The organism is Hyphomicrobium album (assembly GCF_009708035.1).
GTDB lineage: Bacteria > Pseudomonadota > Alphaproteobacteria > Rhizobiales > Hyphomicrobiaceae > Hyphomicrobium_A > Hyphomicrobium_A album.
Genome location: NZ_WMBQ01000001.1, coordinates 2352408 through 2372183 on the forward strand (window position 1 = coordinate 2352408; position 19776 = coordinate 2372183).

Genomic DNA, 19776 nt, shown 5'->3' on the forward strand with positions numbered 1-19776 from the left:
GTGTGTGCAGTGCAGCATACGCTTACTCGGCTACTTTGGCATGCTTAGTTTGCGGTTTCTTGCGATCCGTCTTGGCGCCTGTGGAGCGCTCGCCCTTGAGCACGCCCATCAGCGTCGTTCCCAAAGCCGCCGGGCTTGCAGCGATGGCGATTCCGGCCGAGCGCATGGCCTCCAACTTGTCTTCCGCCTTGCCTTTACCGCCCGAGATGATGGCGCCCGCATGGCCCATGCGCCGCCCGGGCGGGGCCGTGCCACCGGCGATGAAGCCGGCCATCGGCTTAGAGCGGCCTTTCTTCGCTTCGCGCTTGATGAACTCGGCGGCCTCTTCCTCGGCGGAGCCGCCGATCTCGCCGATCATGATGATGGAATCCGTCTTCGGGTCCGCCAGGAACAGGTCGAGCACCTCGATGAACTCGAGCCCCTTCACCGGGTCGCCGCCGATGCCGACGGCGGTCGACTGGCCGAGACCCGCGTCCGACGTCTGCTTCACCGCCTCGTAGGTGAGCGTGCCCGAGCGCGAGACGATGCCGACGCGCCCGGCCTGGAAGATATTGCCCGGCATGATGCCGATCTTGCATTCGTTCGGCGTCAGCACGCCCGGGCAGTTCGGCCCGAGCAGGCGCGAGCCCGAGCCTTCCAGCGCCCGCTTCACCTTGACCATGTCGAGCACCGGGATGCCCTCGGTGATGGCGACGATGAACGGAATGCCGGCGTCGATGGCTTCGAGGATGGCGTCGGCAGCGAACGGCGGCGGCACGTAGATGGAGGTGGCGTCGGCGCCGGTCGCGGCACGCGCCTCGGCTACGGTGTCGAACAGCGGCACGCCGGCCAGCTCCTCGTCGGGGTGCTTGGAGCCGCCCTTACCGGGCGTCACGCCGCCGACGATCGTGGTGCCGTAGGCCATCGCCTGTTTGGTGTGGAACGTGCCCTGGGCGCCGGTGACGCCCTGGCAAAGAACCTTCGTCGATTTGTCTACGAGAATAGCCATGTCGCCGCCCGCTGCGACCGAGCTTCATTGCCCGCTCGCCGGCTAGTCTAGTGTTTTGCTGCAGTGCATCAAGCAGGAGATTGGTCTAAAGGGCGATTTGCCCGAGCGATCGGCACTACGCCGCTTTTGTTGCCGCAGCGTGACCATCTCGGCGGCATAGATGACCATCGCACCATTGGGACCGGCCTACGCCGCCTCTTTCACCGCGGCGGTGATCTTCTCGGCGGCGTCGCCGAGATCGTCGGCGGGCGTGATCTTCAGCCCGCTCTCGGCGAGGATCTTCTTGCCCAGCTCGACGTTGGTGCCTTCCAGGCGCACGACCAGCGGCACGGTGATGCCCATCTCGCGCGCCGCCGCCACCACGCCCTCGGCGATGATGTCACAACGCATGATGCCGCCGAAGATGTTGACCAGGATGCCCTTCACCGCCGGGTCGGAGAGGATGATCTTGAAGGCGGCCTGCACCTTCTCCTTCGAAGCGCCGCCGCCAACGTCGAGAAAGTTGGCCGGCTCTGCGCCGTAGAGCTTGATGATGTCCATGGTCGCCATGGCGAGGCCGGCGCCGTTGACCATGCAGCCGATCGTGCCATCGAGCTTCACGTACGAAAGATCGTGCTTCGACGCCTCGACCTCGGCGGGGTCTTCTTCCGTCAGGTCGCGCATGTCGACGATGTCGGGGTGCCGGTAGAGCGCGTTCGAATCGAAGCTCATCTTGGCGTCGAGACAGGACAGCGACCCGTCCTTGGTCACGATCAGCGGATTGATCTCCAGCATGCTCATGTCCTTGGCGAGCATGAGGTTGTAGAGATCGCCGACCAGTTTCACGCACTGTGCGACCTGCTTGCCTTCCAGACCGAAGGCGAAGGCGATGCGCCGGCCGTGGAACGGCTGATAGCCACTCGCGGGATCGATGGTCACCGACACGATCTTCTCGGGCGTGTCGTGCGCCACCTTCTCGATGTCCACGCCGCCCTCCGCGCTGGCGACGAAGGCGACGCGCGACGAGGCGCGATCCACCAGAGCCGAGAGATACAGCTCGCGCTCGATGTCGACGCCGTCACTCACATAAATGCGGTTGACGACGCGGCCGTCGGCGCCCGTCTGGGCCGTCACCAGCGTGGCGCCCAGCATCTGCTCGGCGAACGTGTGCACCTCGGCGCGCGACTTGGCGAGGCGCACGCCCCCCTTCTCGCCCGCCGAGGCTTCCTTGAACTTGCCCTTGCCGCGGCCGCCAGCATGGATCTGCGCCTTCACCACGAACAGCGGGCCGGGGAGCTGCTGCGTCGCCTCGCCGGCCTCGCGCACCGAAAAGGCGGCGATGCCCGCGGGTGTCGGAATCCCGTACTGACGCAGCAATTCCTTGGCCTGATGCTCGTGGATGTTCATGCAGAACTCCTGCCGTTGCCGTGGTGTGGGAAGGCGGTGGTTACGCTCCGAGCTGCGGGGCGATCTTGGTGCAGGCGTCGACCAGACCCTTCACCGACTCCACCGACTTGATGAACATGTTGCGCTCGGCCGCATTGAGGTCGATCTCGATGATGCGCTCTGCGCCGCCGGCGCCGACGATCACCGGCACGCCGACGTAGAGGCCCTTCACGCCGTACTCGCCGTTGAGATAGGCGGCGCACGGGAGGATGCGCTTTTTGTCCTTCAGGTAGCTGTCGACCATCTCCAGCGCCGAAGATGCAGGCGCATAGTATGCAGAGCCGGTTTTCAGGAGTGCGACGATCTCGCCGCCGCCCTTGCGGGTGCGGTCGACGATCTCGTCGAGACGCTCCTGCCGCATCCAGCCCATACGCACCACGTCGGGCAGCGGAATGCCGGCCACCGTCGAGTAGCGCACCAGCGGCACCATGTCGTCGCCGTGGCCGCCGAGCACGAAGGCGGAGACGTCTTCAACCGAGATGCCGAGCTCCGTCGCCAGGAAGTGGCGGAAACGCGAGGTGTCGAGCACGCCCGCCATGCCGATCACCATGTTGCGCGGCAGGCCGGAGGCCTTCTGCAGCGCCCACACCATGGCATCGAGCGGGTTGGTGATGACGACGACGAAGGCGGTCGGGGCGTATTTCTTGATGCCGGCGCCGACCTGCTCCATCACTTTGATGTTGATGCCGATGAGGTCATCGCGGCTCATCCCGGGCTTGCGCGGCACGCCGGCGGTGACGATGCACACGTCGGCGCCCTCGATATCGGCGTAGGCGTTGGTTCCCTTGAGATGGCAGTCGAACCCCTCGACAGCGCCTGACTGGGCGATATCCAGCGCCTTGCCCTGGGGCAGACCCTCGGCAATGTCGAAAATGACTACATCGCCGAGTTCCTTAAGCCCGATCAGATGCGCGAGCGTTCCACCAATCATGCCACCGCCAATCAAGGCGATCTTCGTCCGCGCCATCCCTAGAGCTCCCTCTTATCTATGAAAATTGATTTGTGCGGCGATGCCCCGCAGGCCGGCGGAGACGCCACAACTCGGTCACGACTAGGTTTAGACTAGGGTTCCGAACAGGGAAAGCCCAACAAGTGGGCGCCTTCTGCCGCGCTCATGGGGACGCGGAAAGGCGCCGCTCTGGGCTTGAGGGTGATTACCAGGAGCGAGGGTCCCGCCGCGCAGGCGGGGTGATGGGAGGGGATTTGCGAGCCGCACGATTTGCCGGACTGGCCACCGGGCTGGCGCTGCTGGGCAGCGGCCTGGCTCATGCCGAGTCCAAGAACTTTCTTGGCTTCCGGTTGCTCGACCTCGAGAACCAGACCGTCAAGTGGCGGACGCCGACGTTCGGCAAGAGCGCCGTCGTCACCTATGCCTTCGCGACCGGCCCCGTCACCACTCCAAAGGCACGCAACTGCGCGTCGATGCTTCCGCCCGCCGAGGCATACGGCCCATCGCAAATCACGCCACGGCAGTTCCGCCGCGAGGTCGCCGCCGCCTTCCGCATGTGGGAAAGGGTCGCCGGCATCTCTTTCCGCGAGACGGACGACCCCAGCTCGGCCGGTATCGTCATCGGCGCTCAGGCCGTCCCCGTCGGCCGCGCCTTCACCAACGTCGAGCTGAAACCGGGCAGTGGCGACAAGAAGGTCATCGGCCGCTCGCTTATCTGCCTCAACCCGAAGCAGCCGTGGAAGATCGGCTTCGACGGCCGGCTCGGCGTCTATGATCTCCGCTACACCATCGCCCACGAGATCGGTCACGCCGTCGGGCTCGATCACCCGAGCGCCGCCGGGCAGCTCATGTCCTACCGCTATGACGAGAAGCAGACGGGCCTGCAGCCGGGCGACGTCCAGGGCGCGGTGCTGCTCTATGGAGCGCGGCCGGGTGCCCGCTTTACCACTGCCACCAGCCGCGCTGCGCCGGGCGGAGACGATGCGGCGAGGGGCGAAAGCGGCTGGCCCTTCGGCATCGGCGTGAACAAGACCCCGTCGTCGCCCAAGGCCGTCCAGCCCCGCTAACCTGGGGCTCAAATTCCGTCATTGCAGTGCTGGCTATCCATGCGGGCTCTCTCTGCCGGAGTGCCTGCCGAGACTTGCGTAGATCCCGGCCTTCGCCGGGATGACGATATGGACGGGCACAACGACGAGCTTTGTGCCCGTCATCCCGCTGCAGAGCGGGATCCACGCCAGTCTCAACCTGTGAGACGCCGCGAGCAGGCAAGCGGGCCAACCCGGCGGCTATTCTTCCACCGGCTCGGGGGCGGGCTCGGTGTGGCCGCGGATCGCGCGGCCCATCAGATATTCCTCGCTGCGCATCTCGATCAGCCGTGACGCGGTCCGCTGAAACGCTTTCTTCGCCCCGTCGTCCTCGCATAAGGCGGCCGGCTCGGCCGCCGCCGAGGCAATGAGGCAGACCTTGTTGTCGTAGAGGGTGTCGATGAGGTTGATGAAGCGCCTCGCCGGATTGCGCCGCTCGCGGGCCATGACCGGAATGTCGTCGATCAGGAGCGTATGGTAGGTATGGGCGATGCGCAGGTAGTCGTGCGTGCCGAGTGGCGCCTCGCACAGCTCTGCAAAGCTGAACCGGGCAATGCCCATCGACGCCAGCGGCACGCGCACGCTGCGGCCCTTCACCTCCAGAACCTCACTCTCGCCCGGATGCCGGCCCGTCAGCCGGTCCCAGTGGGCGTCAAGCTCGGCCCGGGCCCCTGCATCGGCCGGCGAGAAGTAGAGCGGTTGTCCGGCGAGCTTCTCCAACCGGTAGTCCTTCGCCGCTTTTAGCTCGACCACGTCCATGTGCTCGTGCAAGAGCGCGATGAACGGCAGGAAGAGGCTGCGGTTGAGGCCGTGCTCGTACAGCGCTTCCGGCGCCGAGTTCGACGTCGCCACCACGACCACGCCGCGCTCGAAGAGATGCTTGAACAACCTCCCCAGGATCATCGCGTCGGCGATGTCGGTCACCTGCAGCTCGTCGAAGCATAGGAGGGCGGCGCGCTCGGCGATGCCGGCGGCGACGTGCGGAATGGGATCGCCGTCGACCTCGCTTCGCGCCGCGGCGATGCGCTCATGCACGTCGGCCATGAACTCGTGGAAGTGGCTGCGCTGCTTGGGCGCGAAACCCACGCATGCGAAGAACAAGTCCATGAGCATCGTCTTACCGCGGCCGACGTCGCCGTGGATGTAGAGCCCGCGTGGGGGCGTCGCCCCGGGGCGGACAAAAAGCGTGAACCGGCTGTTTCGCCTAGGCCGCCACGCGCTGAGCCGCTGCGCCAATAGATCGAGCCGCTCCGCCGCCGCAAGCTGCGCGGCATCGGGCTGAAGCTCGCCGGCGCCGATCTGCGCTCGCAAGCGATCGATGGGTGATTGCGTCATTTGCCTCGATGTCCCCGCACCACCCGAGTTGCTTCAATTGCGGGCAAAGCGCAATGCCGCGTCGGAATGTCACCGACCGTAAGCAGGGCCTACGTGCGGCATCACGCCCCTTACTGGCAGGAGGACGATAGGAATCCCGCCATCTCGTCCGCATATTTGTGCAGCGCAATAGATGCGTGCATCGCCCGCTTGGCAAGTGGGTGATGCGTCGGGGTTGGCGCGCCGAGGCCGGCGACCGGCTCTGACCGAAATGCGGAGGGCACTTGTCATGAGCGAGCATCATCACCTGCCTCAGGGCACCATACGTAAGTTGTGGCCAGGAGAAGCGCCGAAGTTCCGGGACCACCTGCTGCGCCTCGACAAAGCCAGCCGCCGCATGCGCTTTGCGCACGGCGTTTCCGACGCTTTCATCGAGGACTACGCGACCCGCATGGCCGACATGGGCGGCATCGTCTACGGCTTCTTCGACGGCACGGAAGTGCGCGCCGCCGCTGAACTGAAGAAGCTTGGCGATACGTGGGGACGCGAGGCGGAAGCGGCGTTTTCCGTCGAGCAGCCCCTGCAGGAGCACGGCATCGGCACCGAGCTTATGGGCCGCGTCATCCGCGCCGCCCGCAACCGCGGTGTCCAACACCTCTGCCTCACTTGTCTTGCCGACAACAACAAGATGCAGGCCATCGCCCGCCACTACGAGGCCGACCTGCGCTTCGAGTACGGCGAGGTAGTCGGCGAAATCGTCCCCCAGGGGCCGAATTACTTCTCGCTGCTCGCCGAGGCCGTCGAAGACCGTTTCGGCTACATGATGGCGGTGCTCGATCTGCAGAATCGCGTCGTCAAAGCGGCCTGACGAATCCGCGAAGCGACCACTCAATTCGTGCGCGTTGCGCTCGTCATGCGAACGACGAAGCAAACGAGAAATGCGCAACGAGAGTATGCAGAAGAAGGCGCATCCCCTTCGAAAGGCGACAAAAATGATGATTTCACGCAACACACGTGATTGAATGCGCGTGTTGTTAGCTTTCAATTTGCAATTTCGTGTCAACAAAATGTTGGAACTTGCACATGATTTTTTAGTTCGAGTGATTCGAACTGAGAGAGATAGAAACCTAGAAAGAAGAGAGAGACTCCAATGGTCAAGAAAGCTGTGAAGCGCAAAGTGAAGAAGGCCCCGGCTCGTCGCGCTGCTGCCAAGAAGCCGGCCGCTCGCAAGACTGCCGCTCGTAAGACGGTCCGCAAGACGACTCGCAAGGCTGCTCGTAAGCCTGCCAAGAAGGCCCGTCGCGCTGCCTAAGGCAGCCGAGTTATACGCGCCAGTTCCCCTCGTTCCGCGCGATATAGAAGGCTGCTGACGCCTCGGCGACCAGCCTTCAAACTCTTCCAGACCGGTGGTCGCGACTGCGCCACCGGTCTTTTTCTTTTTGGGGTTTTTGGGCTGTTTTCGGGGGTTTCTGGAGTGCCGGGCCTATTCCGGCAGGTGGTTCACGGCCTCGATATTGTGGCCGTCGGGATCGAGGACGAAGGCCCCGTAGTAGTTCTCATGATAGTGGGGCCGGAGCCCCGGAGAGCCGTTGTCCTTGCCGCCGGCGGCAATGGCGGCCTCATAGAACGCGCGTACGGCGGCGCGGTTCTTCGCCTCGAAGGCGACGTGCAACCGCCCGGCGAGCGGCTTGCCGGTGCCGATCCAGAAGTGCGGACGCTCGTCGCCGAATCCGGCGTAGCCATCCTCGCCGTCGTCCGACAGGCTCACCTCCATCACCACCCGAAAGCCGAGCGGCTCGAGTGCGCGCGCGTAGAATTCCTTCGAGCGGGCGAAATGGGTGACGGGGAAGCCCATGTGGTCGATCATAGTTTCTCCCTAGCGTTGGCGTTTCATGTTGCGGCGCAGCACGCTAGACGCGGCGCTCGACCATCAGCTTCTTCAGTTCGGCGATTGCCTTGGCGGGGTTGAGCCCCTTCGGGCATGCCTTGGTGCAATTCAGAATGGTATGGCAGCGGTAGAGGCGGAACGGGTCCTCGAGGTTGTCGAGCCGCTCGCCCGTCGCCTCATCGCGCGAATCCTGCACCCAGCGGAAGGCTTGCAGCAGCGCCGCGGGACCCAAGTAGCGGTCGGAATTCCACCAGTAGCTGGGACACGACGTCGAGCAGCAGGCGCACAGGATGCACTCGTAGAGCCCGTCGAGCTTCTGCCGGTCGGCATGCGACTGCCGCCACTCCTTGGGCGGGGCCGGGGTATCCGTCTTCAGCCACGGCTCGATCAGCCGGTGCTGGGCGTAGAAATTGGTCATGTCGGGGACGAGATCCTTGACCACCTGCATGTGCGGCAGCGGATAGATCTTCACCGGCCCGCCGATGTCCTCGTAGCCCCGAAGGCAGGCGAGCGTGTTCGTCCCGTCGATGTTCATCGAGCACGAGCCGCAGATGCCTTCGCGGCAGGAGCGGCGGAAGGTCAGCGTGGCGTCGATCTCGTTCTTGATCTTGATGAGGGCGTCGAGGACCATCGGCCCGCAACGCTCCGTGTCGACCCAGTAGGTGTCGACGCGCGGATTCTCGTCGCCCTCGGGGTCCCAGCGATAGACGCGGAACTCCTTCCATGTCCCCGTGCCCTCGGGCTGGTTCCAGGTCTTACCCCGCTGAACCTTGGAGTTCCGAGGAAGCGTGAAGTGGACCATGAAAGGTGGACTTTCCTTGCTGTCGCCGGTCGGCAGTGCCGCTCGCTCCACATGAAACGGCGCAAATGTCCGTGTCAACGCCCAGGGGGTCGCGCGGCCGGCATCAGGACAACGGCTAGTCGGGGCGGTGCTTCTTCAGCTCGCGCACCAGCTCGGTGAGGCGCAAGGCGACCTCGGCGCCGGTATCGACCGACGCCTTCAACGTGGCGCGCATCTGGATCAGCTTGTTCAAGCGCTCCTGCTGCTCGCCGAATCCGAAGAACACCTCCTCCGGCGCATTGATCTCGCCGTCCTCCACCGCCGACATCACGTCGAAGGCATTCTGCGAGGCGAGCACCAGCATGGACGCGACGTCGTTGATGAGTTGCTGAAACAGCCTGGCGGAATCGGTAGCGACCCGCGGGCCGTGCACGCCGAATTTCAGCGGCGAGGACGCCGGTGCGCCCTCGCCCGCGAACAGCCGCGGGTTGCGCTGGAAGCGGCGAAAGATCTCCTGCAGGCCGAGGCAGCAGGTCTCAAGATCGCGCAGCGCGGTTCCCGCCTTGCGCCTGGCCCGCGAGCGCTCCGGAGTGCGCTCCTGGGCCGTCCAGTTGATGGTGGCGATCGAGGCGATGGCGCCCAGTGCCGCAAGCGCCGGGAGCACCGCCGTGAACGGGTCCGGCGCCAGACGCGTTTCGCCCTCGCTCTCAGGGCGACGCGGCTGTGCCTGCGGCTGCGGCTCGGGCTTCTTCTCGCCCGCGGGTGGGGCTGCGCCGGTCGACTTCAAGAAGCGGCTCCGCATCCTAAGAGTTGCCCTTTTGCGCGAATTGCGGTTGCCAGACGAACGGCGAACCCTATTCCTCTATCACGACGGCATCGCAAGAGCTGCCCATGCCCTTTCCCGCGACACCGGCACTCACAACCGACTGCGTCGTCTTCGACGAGCGGGGCTACGTCCTGCTCATCCGCCGCGGCAACGAGCCGTTCAAGGGCTCATACGCGCTCCCGGGCGGCTTCGTCGATGTGGGCGAGCGGGTCGAGGATGGTTGCCGGCGCGAGTTGAGCGAAGAAACCGGGCTCCATGTGGGCGAACTGCGCCTTATCGGCGTCTATTCGGACCCCGGCCGCGATCCGCGCGGGCATACGTGCTCTGTCGCCTATCTCGCCCGGGTCGGCCGCGCCGAGGTCACGGCGGGTGACGATGCGGCCGCGGCCGAGTGGGTCGCCGACTGGCGGGGCGAGAAGCTTGCCTTCGACCATGCGCAGATCATCGCCGACGCCGAAAAGCTGCTCTCCCGCCGCTGAGCCGCTAGCGACCCGCGCCGAAGAATTCCGGCACGCCGGCGTCTAGGCAGGTCATCTGCACGCGGATGTCGGTGAAGAGGAACCGGCAAAGCTCTTTCTTGTGGTTGGGATTTTCGCGGATCGCCGCGAACGAGGTCTTGAAGCCCCGGGCATTGGCGACCTCGAAGAGAAGCTTGTCCTGGCAGTAGGGCGTCGCCATCCAGTTGCCCTTGATGAGCTGCGCGCCGTCCTGGCACTTGATCTCGGCAGCGGCGGGAGAGGCTGCCGCCAGAGCGGCGAGCACCGCCACGGCAACCGGGGTGGCCTTGGCAAATCCCATTTGGACGCCCTCCTGTTCGCGAGTTGGCCTGCCGCACGGGGCGGCACGCGATTTAGGAACCTAAAGGGAAACCCCAAGACGCCAAAGCCCCGCACGGAGGCGGGGCTCGGTTTTTTCGGCCGATGCTGGCGCAGGTGTCACTGCGTGGCGGTGGAAAAGTCCTTTGGCGTCGCCATCCGCACCGTTGGCTTGGCGCTGGCGATGCTCAGCGTGCGGGTCGGCTGGCCGGCGGAGAAATCGAGTTCCTTGAGATCGACCGCGCGCAGGCTCGGATCGTTGTAGGTCTTCCAGAAGTAGACCTTGTTGGCATGGTCGCGGAACGTGGTCCACTGCGTGTAGTCGCCCATTGGCTTGCCGCCTTGCGAATAGTCGCGCACCAGGCCCTTCGGAATGTCCACGCGGTTGATCAGGTGCTCGGCGACGATGAGCGCCTCCTTGGCGTCCTTCGGCTGGTCGGCGAGATGCGCCACGGCCGCCGCCATGACGAAGCGCGACGGCGGGGTCGGATCGCCCGGCAGGCCGTGCAGTCCCGAGCCCTGTCCCGTGCCGGCGTAGGTGACGTTGCCCAATTTCACCGGCTTGGCGTTCACCGCCGTCAGGTTGACGTAGTTGCGCAGGTTCTCGATGTGCCAGGGATAGGTGGGCGAGTTGGTGAGCACGCCGACCGTGTTGTCGTAGACGGCGAGCTTGCCGCCGACATATTCGATGACGATGCTCTTGCCGCTCGCGTCGTGCACCGCGTAGTGGAGCGGCGCGTAGGAGCCGAGCTGCGGCACCGTCTCGCCCCACACGACGACGTCGCCGAGCGCGGCCTTCACCTCATCGACGGTTTCGAAGTTGCCGAGCACCCACGCGCCGAAGCTGGCGTTGGACAGAGCCTTCGCCTGGTCGGCGGCCTGCACGTCCTGGTACTGCGCTTCCGCCGGCAGGTAGAGCGCACCGAAGCCGAGACCCTTCTCGTTGAGCCCGTCGGTGGCGACCGGCATGCCGTAGGCGTTCATCGCCACGTAGCCGTATTTCGATTTCCACTTGAGCCCGTCGCCTTTCGGCGCCGGCGACGTGACATCCATGCCGCGCGGCAGCACCTGCAGCTCGCTGCCCAGATCCATCGCGAATTCCATGGTCCGCACCGTCATCGGCGAGCCGTCGCCAGCGACGAGGCGAACGTCGGTGCAGGCAAGCGTCGGCGTGGCGGCCATCAGGCCTGCACACAGCGTGGCAACGGCACGGCGCAGCATTCGCGTCTCCTTGGCATGCAGCTCAAAAGAACGGCGCGGCGGGTCTAACCCACCGCGCCATGTCGGATCACTGTCCGTCGGGGAAATACTCGAGCGTCGTGCGGCAGCTTTCGGCCCACTCCGACTTGCTCATCTGCGTCTGCGGATCCCAGTCCTTCAAGCAATCGGCGAGACCCTTCTTGGTCACCTTGAAGTCCTTCTTGGACTCATCGAGGATCGCGTTCGCCTCGCTCTCGCCGCGCTTCTCGGCGCTGCGGTCGGTATCTTCCTTGAGGTTCTGCGCCGGCGTTTCGATTGCGGCATCGCGGTCGGCTTTGTCGCCGGCGTCGGGGATCACACCCTCGTCCTGCGGCGTGGGCAGCGACTGGCGATCATCGTTGGGAGAGACATTCTCTTCCGAAGCGATGCCGCTGCGCTCCGAGGCGGTCAGTGGATCCTTGTAGTAGGTGTCTGTCGGGATATCGGTCGCCTTCTCGGCGGTCAGAGCCGGCACCGCGTAGAGCGCGATCGCCATCCCGGCGACGGCCAAGGACAGGAACATTTTCGACGGCATGGAACACCCCAAAATCACAATCCTGAGCTGGCGATCTCATCACCAGTTCGTGTGAGCCTACGCTATTAAGCTGATGGTTCAGGAAAGCGCGCCGTTGGGGTTTGTCTAAAATTGGAAGGACTTCAATGGGTAGCGGCTGGGGCCTTAACTGGTCACGAACCGCTTATCGTGGCGATAAGTTTCCCTGATAATCAGTTCACGCAAATGCGATTTCTGTTTATCGAACGCCAGCGCTATGTTCACGTTATTCGGAACAGGCGGACAGGCGGTTCGCCAACGTTCAACAGGAGGAAATATCATGAAGGTTTGGAGCAAGCCGGCCGTTCGCGAGCAGGAAGTTGGCCTCGAGGTCACGTCCTACATGCCGGCCGAGATTGACATCATCTAACTCGATTCGAGCTAGCTGATAAAGAAGCGGGGGCCGAGATGCTCGGTCGCCGCTTTTCTTTTGCGCGAAGTCTTGGCCGTCCGCACTAGGGCAGGCAGGCCGTGCCGACGGCGATGCACTGAATGCCGCCGCTGACGTCATGACAATCGATGTCCGTCGCGGAGGCGTTCTTCCACACCGCGTATTCCTTGCCGTGCTTCTTGCGCGTGTCGATTTCCCAACCGAAGATCGATTGCTCCTCGGCCTCTTTGCGCGTCTTGCGCTTGGCGCCGTAAGAGTTCAGCGGCTCGGCCTTGCAATCCTTCTTCTTGACCACCTCTTTCGCGGCTTCCTTGGCGCCGCCGATGGCGCGATTGAGCAGGTCGAGGCACGGCTTTGCGGTGCGCGTGCACGTCCACTGGCCGCCCTTCTCGACGCAGTCGACCTTCTGGTCCTGCGAATAGCGCCAGGAATTGTACTCGCCGCCGTACTTGTCCTTCACGGCCGAGCGCCAGGCGAAGAGCGAATTCGGGTAAGCGCCGAGGTCGCGCATCGCAGCTGGTTTGCCTTCGGCGGTGACTTTGTCCTTGCAATCATCAGCGGCAGCAGCAGGCAGTGCTGCCAGAACTGAAAAAGCGGCCGCCACGAAGGCCAGCCGCACGCCAAATCTCGTATCCATCTTGTCGTTTCCTGATAGCTGAGCTACGCGCCTCTACCCGGAACGGTGTGGAGGCGGAGAACACTTGCACGGAATCTGGTGGGATTTGAGGCTGTCGGCGCCGGCCCCCGCAAGTGCCTGATGCGGCGTGGCGATCCCGCTACAGGCGCACGCGCCTCAGGCCCAAGTAAGCCTCCATACCGCGGCGCAGCCAACGGCTGGGAATTTTTCCCCGCGCGAAATGGGTGTAGCGGGCCATGCGCCCCACCGGATTGCGGAAACTTGGCCGTCTTGTCTCCAGCACGTCGGCGATCCGCTCCGCGACCACCTGAGGATCGCCGCCCTTGGCGGCCACGTGCGCATCGCCGGCGCGAAAGACATTCTCGCTCCACCGCCGGTAGGCGCTGTCCGACGGGGCGATGCGCGGGGATGCCTGCCAGATGTCGGTCACGTAGGGACCGGGCTCGAGGAGGATCACATCGATGCCGAACTGATCGACCTCGAAAGCGAGCGATTCCGCCCAGCCCTCTACTGCCCACTTCGATGCGACGTAGATGGAGTTGCAGGGATGGCCGTTGAAAGCCGCTTCGCTGGAGATGACAACGATGCGCCCCGACCGCTGCTTGCGGAACGTCGGCAGCAGCGCGCGTGTCAGCGACATCACGCCAAAGAAATTGGTGTCCATGACGCGGCGCAGCTCGGCGTCGGGGATGTCCTCGAAGGCGCCGCCCGCCGCCACGCCGGCGTTGTTCACGATCGCGTCGAGGAATCCGCCGGTGATTTCGAGCGTTTCCGCGACACCCTTGGCTATCGACGCCGCGTCCGTAACGTCGAGCTGCACGACGCTGACGTTCTGCGCCGCGCCCGATTCCGCCAGGGCTGCGTCGAGGGCACCGCGGCGCTCGAGGTTGCGCATTGAGGCGACGACTCGCCAGCCGCGCTTGGCGAGCTCGACCACCGCCAGAAGTCCGAAACCCGCTGACGTGCCCGTAATCAGAACCGTGCGCATGGTTACCCCGCTGACTGCCGCTCTTGACGCCGCCGGCAATCCGGCGAGGCGGTCATTTCCTCCGCAATAAACGCCTGTATATCCGCTATGAGCGCCGCTGGCGAACGCTTCGCGCGCGCAACGGTTGCCGCGCGGCGGTGAAATTTTGCTGCTGTGTTTCAGCGGGATGCCGCAGGGTTGCGGCTAAGGCGCGGAAAGCGGCCGTCAGTACACGCGCGCTTTCGGCTCGATGTACTTGACCTCGTTGGTCATCGTGTGGGTGTGCACCGGCCGGAAGTCGAGCCGCACCACCTTCGAGCCGTAGTCGGCCCAGGCGAGCGTGTGCTTCATCCAGTCGACGTCGTCGCGATTGGGGAAATCCTCGCGCGCATGCGCACCGCGGCTTTCCTTGCGATTGTGCGCGCCCGTCACCGTCACCGCCGCCTGAGCGATCAGGTTGTCGTACTCGAGCGTCTCGACGAGGTCGGAGTTCCAGATGAGCGAGCGGTCGGTCACGCGGATGTCGTCCGACGCCTTCCAGATCTCGCTGATCTGCTTCATGCCCTCGGCCATCACCGGGCCGTCGCGGAACACCGCGCAGTGCGCCTGCATCGACTTCTGCATCTTGAGGCGCAAGTCGGCCGTCGGCGTCGAGCCCGACGCGTAGCGGAAACGGTCGAGGCGCGCGAGCGCGCGCTCCGTCACGTTGGGATCGAGCTCCGGATGCGCGCTGCCGCGCTCGATGGTCTCGGCACAACGCAGGCCCGACGCGCGCCCGAATACGACGAGGTCGATGAGCGAGTTGGAGCCAAGGCGATTAGCGCCGTGCACCGACACGCACGCCGCCTCGCCGATGGCCATCAGGCCCGGCACGATCGTGTCCGGATTGCCGTCCTTCAGCGTCAGCACCTCGCCGTGATAGTTCGTCGGGATGCCACCCATGTTGTAATGCACCGTCGGCAGCACCGGGATCGGCTCGCGGCGCAGGTCGACGCCCGCGAACACCTTGGCACTCTCCGTGATACCCGGCAGGCGCTCAGCCAGGATCTTCGGATCGAGATGATCGAGATGCAGGTAGATGTGATCGCCATCCGCGCCGTGCCCACGGCCCTCGCGGATTTCGATGGTCATCGAGCGCGAGACGACGTCGCGCGACGCGAGGTCCTTCGCATGCGGGGCGTAGCGCTCCATGAAGCGCTCGCCCTGCGCGTTGGTGAGATATCCGCCCTCGCCGCGCGCGCCCTCGGTGATGAGCACGCCCGCGCCATAGATGCCGGTCGGATGGAACTGCACGAACTCCATGTCCTGCAGCGGCAGTCCGGCGCGCAGCACCATGGCATTGCCGTCGCCGGTGCAGGTGTGCGCCGAGGTGCATGAGAAATACGCGCGGCCGTAGCCGCCCGTCGCCAGGATCGTCTTCTTGGCGCGGAAGCGATGGATCGAGCCGTCGTCGAGGCACAGCGCGAGGATGCCGCGGCAGGCGCCGTCCTGATCCATCAACAAATCGAGCGCGAAGTACTCGATGAAGAACTCGGCCGAGTAGCGCAGCGCTTGGCCGTAAAGCGTGTGCAGCATGGCGTGACCGGTGCGGTCGGCGGCGGCGCACGTGCGCTGCGCCGGCGGCCCCTCGCCGTAGTGTGTCGTCATGCCGCCGAACGGGCGCTGATAAATCTTGCCGTCCTCGGTGCGAGAGAACGGCACGCCGTAGTGCTCCATCTCGTAGACGGCGGCCGGCGCGTTGCGGCACAGATACTCGATCGCATCCTGGTCGCCGAGCCAGTCGGCGCCCTTCACCGTGTCGTACATGTGCCAGCGCCAGTCGTCGGGGCCCATGTTGCCGAGCGCCGCCGCCACGCCGCCCTGCGCCGCCACGGTGTGCGAGCGCGTCGGAAACACCTTCGTCACACAAGCCGTCTTGAGGCCGGCCTCCGCGCAGCCGAGCGTGGCGCGCAAACCCGCGCCGCCGGCGCCGACGACCACGACGTCATACGTATGATCGTGAATGGGGTACGACGGCCCCGCCACCGCCGGAGCCTTGCCCGGCTTCTTGGTGCCGTTCGGCTTCGCCGCGTCGCTCTTCTTCTTCTCGGCCATCGAGCCTAGCCCCCGAAGCTCAGTTTCAGGACGGCGAAGATCGAAATGACGGCGATCGCCGCTGCGAAAAATGTGTTCCCTAGAAGCAGCAGCATCTTGGCGCCCTCGCCGTGCACGTAGTCCTCGATGATGACCTGCATGCCGATCCGCATGTGCACGGTCATCGAGACGATGAGCGCGATGAGCGCCACGGCCACCGCCGGGTGCGCCAGCGTCGCCTTCACGGTTGTCAGATCGGTACCCGCCAGCGCGGCAATGAGGCCGACGGCGAAGGCGAACAGCACGGCGTTCGAGGCGCCCGTGAGCCGCTGCTTAAGAAAGTGCGTTGGGCCTTCGTGCGCCGAGCCGAGACCGCGCGCGCGCTTCAGCGGAGTGATCATTGCCATGCCTGCAGCCATCCGCGCTCGCTAGCGATGTAGAACCACAGGCCCGCGGTGAGCAGCACCGACAGCACGATGGTTCCCCACGACATCAAGTCGACGCTGCCGATGTCGAGGCCGGTGCCCGTGTCCCATACGAAATGGCGCAAGCCGCCCAGCAGGTGATGGATCAGCGCCCAGGAGTAGCCGACGATGATCACCATGCCGGGCCAGGTGGCGAAGAGCCCATTCACGTAGGCGAAGTAGCCGGGGCTCACCGCCGCCGCGAACAGCCACCAGGCGAGCAAAAGCGAGCCGAAATACAGCGCCGCACCGGTGATGCGATGCAGGATCGACATCACCATGTTGATCTGCGGCTTGTAGATCTGCAGATGCGGAGATAGCGGGCGCGGACGCGCTCGCCGCTCGGTGCCGGCCATGAGGACCTCGTTGGCGTAGTCTAGAGTCGTTCTAGCGCGGACCCTGGCGGGCGGCAATTCGCCATTCGCCACAGCACGGGCGGCTTAGCCTACTAGGAGTTTTTTTTCTTTCGACCCCTTTGCGCACCTGCACCCTGACTTAGAGCCGAGGCCGCGAGCCCCTTCGCCGAGCGTCCGAGGGAGTCCTGATTTGAAAGCGCCTTGGCTGCCAACCTGCTTGCGCTGACTGAGGTTGCCTCATCGGCATGAAGCGCACGGCTAACAAAGCCTGGATCGCTGCTGATCACCTTGAGATATGCACGCGCCGGTCGGTCGGGGCTACTCCGCCCCTGCTCCCAATCCCTTAGCGTCCCAATCGGAATTTCAAACCGGTTGGCGAATTCCTCTTGAGACAGTCCCAGTTGCCAGCGCATGCGCTTGATTGGCGCGACGCGCTTCATGGCACCCAGATCGGCTGCACCCAACGAGGGATTTTCGCGATCATCACTCTTCCGCGTGCGAGATGCACGCCCCGCGGCACTTCGTTTGAGTGACTTACTCTTGCTCAAGGTAGGTCTTCCGTTCTCGCTTGTCGGCCATGCGCGCCGAGATAATGCGGATCCGTCCTCTGCGCTCGGTGTAGACCACCATCAATATTCCGGCGCTGCTGCGTCCAAGTATGCGCCAGCGCTCCTCGTCACTCGACGACTCATCAAGCGCCTCGATAGCCTTCTGGTCGACGAAGACGTCCTTGGCGCGTTCGAAGGTGACTCCGTGCCGGACGACGTTGGTCGCAGCTTTAGCGGGTCCCACTCGAACTTCATAGGCCCCAAGCCTATACGGGTATCCCGTAGCCGTCAATCAGCGCGGCAGCAGCACCCAGGTGTCGAGATCGAGCAGGACGCCGTCGGCATACTGGCCGTCCTCCTTCTTGAGCGGGAAGGTCGCGCAGTCGTTGTTCTTCACCGCCACGAGGCGGGTCCGCAGCGCGCCGACGTCCTTGCGGCCCGGCAGCTCGGCCTTCTCCAGCACCTCCGACCAGGCATAGACCGTATCGCCGGCAAAGCAGGGCGACACGTGCCGGCCGCCGTTGATGGCGGCGAGGTGGAAGGCGTTGTTCAGCCCGTTGAACGACAGCGCACGGGCGAGCGAGATGACGACGCCGCCATAGACGATGCGCTTGCCGAAGCGCCCCTTGGCCTCGGTGTGCTGGTTGAAGTGCACCTTCGCCGTGTTCTGGTAGAGCCGCGTGGCAATCTGGTGCTCGGCCTCCTCCAGCGTCATGCCGTCAACGTGGTCGATCTTCTCGCCCACCTCGTAGTCGCCCCAGCGATAGGGCGAGCCGGCGAGCGCGAAGTCGTAGCCGCCGATGTTGAGTGCCGGGACCGCGACGCCGATGTCCTTCGGATCGACGCGCTCCGGCAGCTTGGGCACGATCGCCTCCGGCGCCGGGTTCTCCTTGTCGCGCTTCCTCACCATCACCCAGCGCACGTACTCGAGCACCACGTCGCCGTTCTGGTTGCGGCCCGTGGACTTCACATAGACGGTGCCCGTCTCGCGGTTGGAGTTCTCCTTGAGACCGATGACCTCTGAGGTCGAAGCCAGCGTGTCGCCGGGATAGACGGGCTTCAGGAAGCGGCAGCTCGCATAGCCGAGGTTGGCGATGGCGTTGAGCGAGATCTCCGGCGTCGTCTTGCCGAACACCATGTGGAACGTCAGCAGATCGTCGAGCGGCGACTGCGGATAGCCGATGGCCTTGGCGAAGGCGTCGGAGGACTGCACCGCAAAGCGCGTGCCGTAAAGGCTCGTGTAGAGCGCCACGTCACCGACCGTCACCGTGCGCGGCGTCGGGTGCACGATCACCTGCCCGAACTTGAAATCCTCGAAGTAGTTGCCGGGGTTGGTCTTGGTCGAAGTCATGGGCTGGTCAGATCCTCATACGGGCGCGCAGGGCCGATTAGTCCGAAATGGCTGCCTCTGTCGACTGACTTTTCGCCGCTCGCGGCCCCCAGGAGCCGTCAGAACCACTCCTCCTGCGTCCGGCGCATCGCCTCGATACCGTCGGCGATGGCCACCGTGCGCCGGGCCATGACGAGATGCAGGCGCTCCACCATCTTGCCTTCCAGCGTGATCACCCCCTTGCGGGCGTTGGCCGGCTCCTCGAAGGCGGCGATGATCTTGCGCGCCCAGGCGACCTCCTCCTGGGTCGGTGAGAAGACCTCGTTGCACGGCGCCACCTGCGAGGGGTGGATCAGCGTCTTGCCGTCCATGCCGAGCGTACGGCCGTGCTCGCTTTCATCGCGGAAACCCGTCTCGTCGCGGAAATCGTTGTAGACGCCATCGAGGATGTCGAGCCCGTAAGCGCGGGCAGCGACGATGATCATGGCGAGCCACGGCACGACGGCGATGCGGTTGTGCAGGGCGCGGGCGCGCGATTCCTTCAGAAGATCGTTGGTGCCCATGACCAAGCAGGCGAGCCGGTTCTCCGGATCGGCGCCCAGCGCCGCGATCTCGCGCGAATTCAGCACCGAGCTCGGCGTCTCCATCATCGCCCACAGCCGCACCTTGGCCGGAGCATTGATGGCGCCCAGCACCTTGGCGACGGTGACGATGTCGCCGGGCGTCGCAACCTTGGGCACGAGAATGGCGTCGGGCTCGACGCTCGCCGCCGCGCGCAGGTCGTCCATGCCCCAAGCGGTCTCGATGGCGTTGACGCGGATAACCAGCTCGCGCCGGCCATAGCCGCCGCCTTTCACCGCTTCGCAGACGTTGTCGCGGGCGGCAATCTTGCTCTCCGGCGCAACGGAATCCTCAAGGTCGAGGATCAGCGCATCGGCCGGTAGGGTCTTGGCTTTCTCTAGCGCGCGCTCGTTGAGACCGGGCATGTAGAGCACGCTGCGGCGCGGGCGAACGGTCATCGAGCGCTCCCACTAGTGTGATGATCGAGAAATTCGCCATCACGGGCGGCTGGGCATCGAGCGAATTTCTCGATCTGAATCACACTAGCCAAGCAATGACTTGAGTGTCCCCTTTCATTCCGAAGCTC

24 protein-coding genes are annotated in these 19776 nt (G+C 64.8%); 5 read left to right on the forward strand and 19 right to left on the reverse strand.

The genetic code is table 11. The features are described from left to right. Positions 1-22: 22 nt before the first annotated feature. The 3 genes from sucD to mdh form a co-directional block, all read right to left on the reverse strand. Positions 23-988 carry a succinate--CoA ligase subunit alpha gene (gene sucD / locus GIW81_RS11155; RefSeq protein WP_154739257.1) on the reverse strand — a complete coding sequence of 322 codons (966 nt, stop codon included), beginning with the start codon at positions 986-988 and terminating at the stop codon, positions 23-25. 186 nt (positions 989-1174) lie between these two features. Continuing rightward, entirely contained in the window at positions 1175-2374 is a 1200-nt protein-coding gene (sucC, locus tag GIW81_RS11160; protein WP_154739258.1) for an ADP-forming succinate--CoA ligase subunit beta, read from the reverse strand. A gap of 40 nt (positions 2375-2414) precedes the next feature. Then, on the reverse strand, positions 2415-3380 hold the full coding sequence (gene mdh, locus GIW81_RS11165) for a malate dehydrogenase (protein ID WP_154739259.1): 966 nt from the start codon (positions 3378-3380) through the stop codon (positions 2415-2417). A gap of 236 nt (positions 3381-3616) precedes the next feature. Here mdh and GIW81_RS11170 point away from each other — a divergent pair, with 236 nt between their 5' ends. Further along, positions 3617-4429, forward strand: coding sequence for a matrixin family metalloprotease (locus tag GIW81_RS11170; RefSeq protein ID WP_195930515.1), 813 nt, complete (start codon positions 3617-3619; stop codon positions 4427-4429). A 219-nt stretch (positions 4430-4648) separates the two neighbouring features. Here GIW81_RS11170 and zapE read toward each other — a convergent pair whose 3' ends face one another. Beyond that, positions 4649-5782, reverse strand: a complete 1134-nt coding sequence (zapE, locus tag GIW81_RS11175) for a cell division protein ZapE (protein ID WP_154739261.1) — start codon at positions 5780-5782, stop codon at positions 4649-4651. A gap of 268 nt (positions 5783-6050) precedes the next feature. Between zapE and GIW81_RS11180 the strand changes: the two genes are divergently transcribed. Beyond that, positions 6051-6629, forward strand: a complete 579-nt coding sequence (locus GIW81_RS11180) for a GNAT family N-acetyltransferase (RefSeq protein ID WP_154739262.1) — start codon at positions 6051-6053, stop codon at positions 6627-6629. A gap of 282 nt (positions 6630-6911) precedes the next feature. Then, a complete protein-coding gene (locus GIW81_RS11185; protein ID WP_195930516.1) occupies positions 6912-7073 on the forward strand; it encodes a hypothetical protein in 162 nt (53 codons plus the stop codon). A 171-nt stretch (positions 7074-7244) separates the two neighbouring features. Here the strand turns inward: GIW81_RS11185 and GIW81_RS11190 are convergent, their stop codons facing one another. The 3 genes from GIW81_RS11190 to GIW81_RS11200 all read right to left on the reverse strand — a co-directional run bounded on the left by GIW81_RS11190 (position 7245) and on the right by GIW81_RS11200 (position 9217). Next, entirely contained in the window at positions 7245-7628 is a 384-nt protein-coding gene (locus GIW81_RS11190) for a VOC family protein (protein WP_154739263.1), read from the reverse strand. A 43-nt stretch (positions 7629-7671) separates the two neighbouring features. Then, complete coding sequence (locus tag GIW81_RS11195; protein ID WP_154739264.1) at positions 7672-8451, reverse strand: succinate dehydrogenase iron-sulfur subunit; 780 nt, start codon at positions 8449-8451, stop codon at positions 7672-7674. A gap of 115 nt (positions 8452-8566) precedes the next feature. After that, the gene (locus GIW81_RS11200; protein ID WP_229309147.1) at positions 8567-9217 is read right to left on the reverse strand and encodes a hypothetical protein; all 651 of its coding nucleotides are present in this window, start codon (positions 9215-9217) and stop codon (positions 8567-8569) included. Between the two features lie 104 nt (positions 9218-9321). Here GIW81_RS11200 and GIW81_RS11205 point away from each other — a divergent pair, with 104 nt between their 5' ends. Next, positions 9322-9735, forward strand: a complete 414-nt coding sequence (locus GIW81_RS11205) for an NUDIX domain-containing protein (protein WP_154739265.1) — start codon at positions 9322-9324, stop codon at positions 9733-9735. Between the two features lie 4 nt (positions 9736-9739). Here the strand turns inward: GIW81_RS11205 and GIW81_RS11210 are convergent, their stop codons facing one another. The 3 genes from GIW81_RS11210 to GIW81_RS11220 form a co-directional block, all read right to left on the reverse strand. Next, on the reverse strand, positions 9740-10054 hold the full coding sequence (locus GIW81_RS11210) for a hypothetical protein (RefSeq protein WP_154739266.1): 315 nt from the start codon (positions 10052-10054) through the stop codon (positions 9740-9742). A gap of 137 nt (positions 10055-10191) precedes the next feature. Beyond that, a complete protein-coding gene (locus GIW81_RS11215; RefSeq protein ID WP_154739267.1) occupies positions 10192-11292 on the reverse strand; it encodes a linear amide C-N hydrolase in 1101 nt (366 codons plus the stop codon). 67 nt (positions 11293-11359) lie between these two features. Beyond that, positions 11360-11845, reverse strand: coding sequence for a hypothetical protein (locus tag GIW81_RS11220; RefSeq protein WP_154739268.1), 486 nt, complete (start codon positions 11843-11845; stop codon positions 11360-11362). A 298-nt stretch (positions 11846-12143) separates the two neighbouring features. Between GIW81_RS11220 and pqqA the strand changes: the two genes are divergently transcribed. Further along, positions 12144-12233: a pyrroloquinoline quinone precursor peptide PqqA gene (gene pqqA, locus GIW81_RS11225; RefSeq protein WP_068459738.1), complete on the forward strand. Its 90-nt coding sequence runs from the start codon at positions 12144-12146 to the stop codon at positions 12231-12233. An 85-nt stretch (positions 12234-12318) separates the two neighbouring features. Here pqqA and GIW81_RS11230 read toward each other — a convergent pair whose 3' ends face one another. The 9 genes from GIW81_RS11230 to GIW81_RS11270 form a co-directional block, all read right to left on the reverse strand. After that, complete coding sequence (locus GIW81_RS11230; protein ID WP_154739269.1) at positions 12319-12891, reverse strand: hypothetical protein; 573 nt, start codon at positions 12889-12891, stop codon at positions 12319-12321. A 139-nt stretch (positions 12892-13030) separates the two neighbouring features. Next, complete coding sequence (locus tag GIW81_RS11235; protein ID WP_154739270.1) at positions 13031-13879, reverse strand: SDR family NAD(P)-dependent oxidoreductase; 849 nt, start codon at positions 13877-13879, stop codon at positions 13031-13033. 204 nt (positions 13880-14083) lie between these two features. Continuing rightward, positions 14084-15952, reverse strand: a complete 1869-nt coding sequence (sdhA, locus tag GIW81_RS11240) for a succinate dehydrogenase flavoprotein subunit (RefSeq protein ID WP_154739271.1) — start codon at positions 15950-15952, stop codon at positions 14084-14086. A 5-nt stretch (positions 15953-15957) separates the two neighbouring features. Continuing rightward, positions 15958-16338, reverse strand: a complete 381-nt coding sequence (sdhD, locus tag GIW81_RS11245) for a succinate dehydrogenase, hydrophobic membrane anchor protein (protein ID WP_154739272.1) — start codon at positions 16336-16338, stop codon at positions 15958-15960. Beyond that, the gene (sdhC, locus tag GIW81_RS11250; RefSeq protein WP_154739273.1) at positions 16329-16751 is read right to left on the reverse strand and encodes a succinate dehydrogenase, cytochrome b556 subunit; all 423 of its coding nucleotides are present in this window, start codon (positions 16749-16751) and stop codon (positions 16329-16331) included. The genes sdhD and sdhC overlap by 10 nt, the downstream gene beginning before the upstream one ends. Positions 16752-16843: 92 nt before the next feature. After that, the gene (locus tag GIW81_RS19370) at positions 16844-17299 is read right to left on the reverse strand and encodes a helix-turn-helix domain-containing protein (RefSeq protein WP_324614978.1); all 456 of its coding nucleotides are present in this window, start codon (positions 17297-17299) and stop codon (positions 16844-16846) included. Next, positions 17286-17543, reverse strand: a complete 258-nt coding sequence (locus tag GIW81_RS11260; RefSeq protein ID WP_324614979.1) for a BrnT family toxin — start codon at positions 17541-17543, stop codon at positions 17286-17288. Before GIW81_RS11260 ends, GIW81_RS19370 begins: the two co-directional genes overlap by 14 nt. A 48-nt stretch (positions 17544-17591) precedes the next feature. Continuing rightward, a complete protein-coding gene (locus GIW81_RS11265) occupies positions 17592-18650 on the reverse strand; it encodes a MaoC family dehydratase (RefSeq protein WP_154739274.1) in 1059 nt (352 codons plus the stop codon). Between the two features lie 98 nt (positions 18651-18748). Continuing rightward, positions 18749-19648 (reverse strand): HpcH/HpaI aldolase/citrate lyase family protein, encoded by a 900-nt coding sequence (locus GIW81_RS11270; protein WP_154739275.1) that lies wholly within the window; start codon positions 19646-19648, stop codon positions 18749-18751. Positions 19649-19776 lie beyond the last annotated feature (128 nt).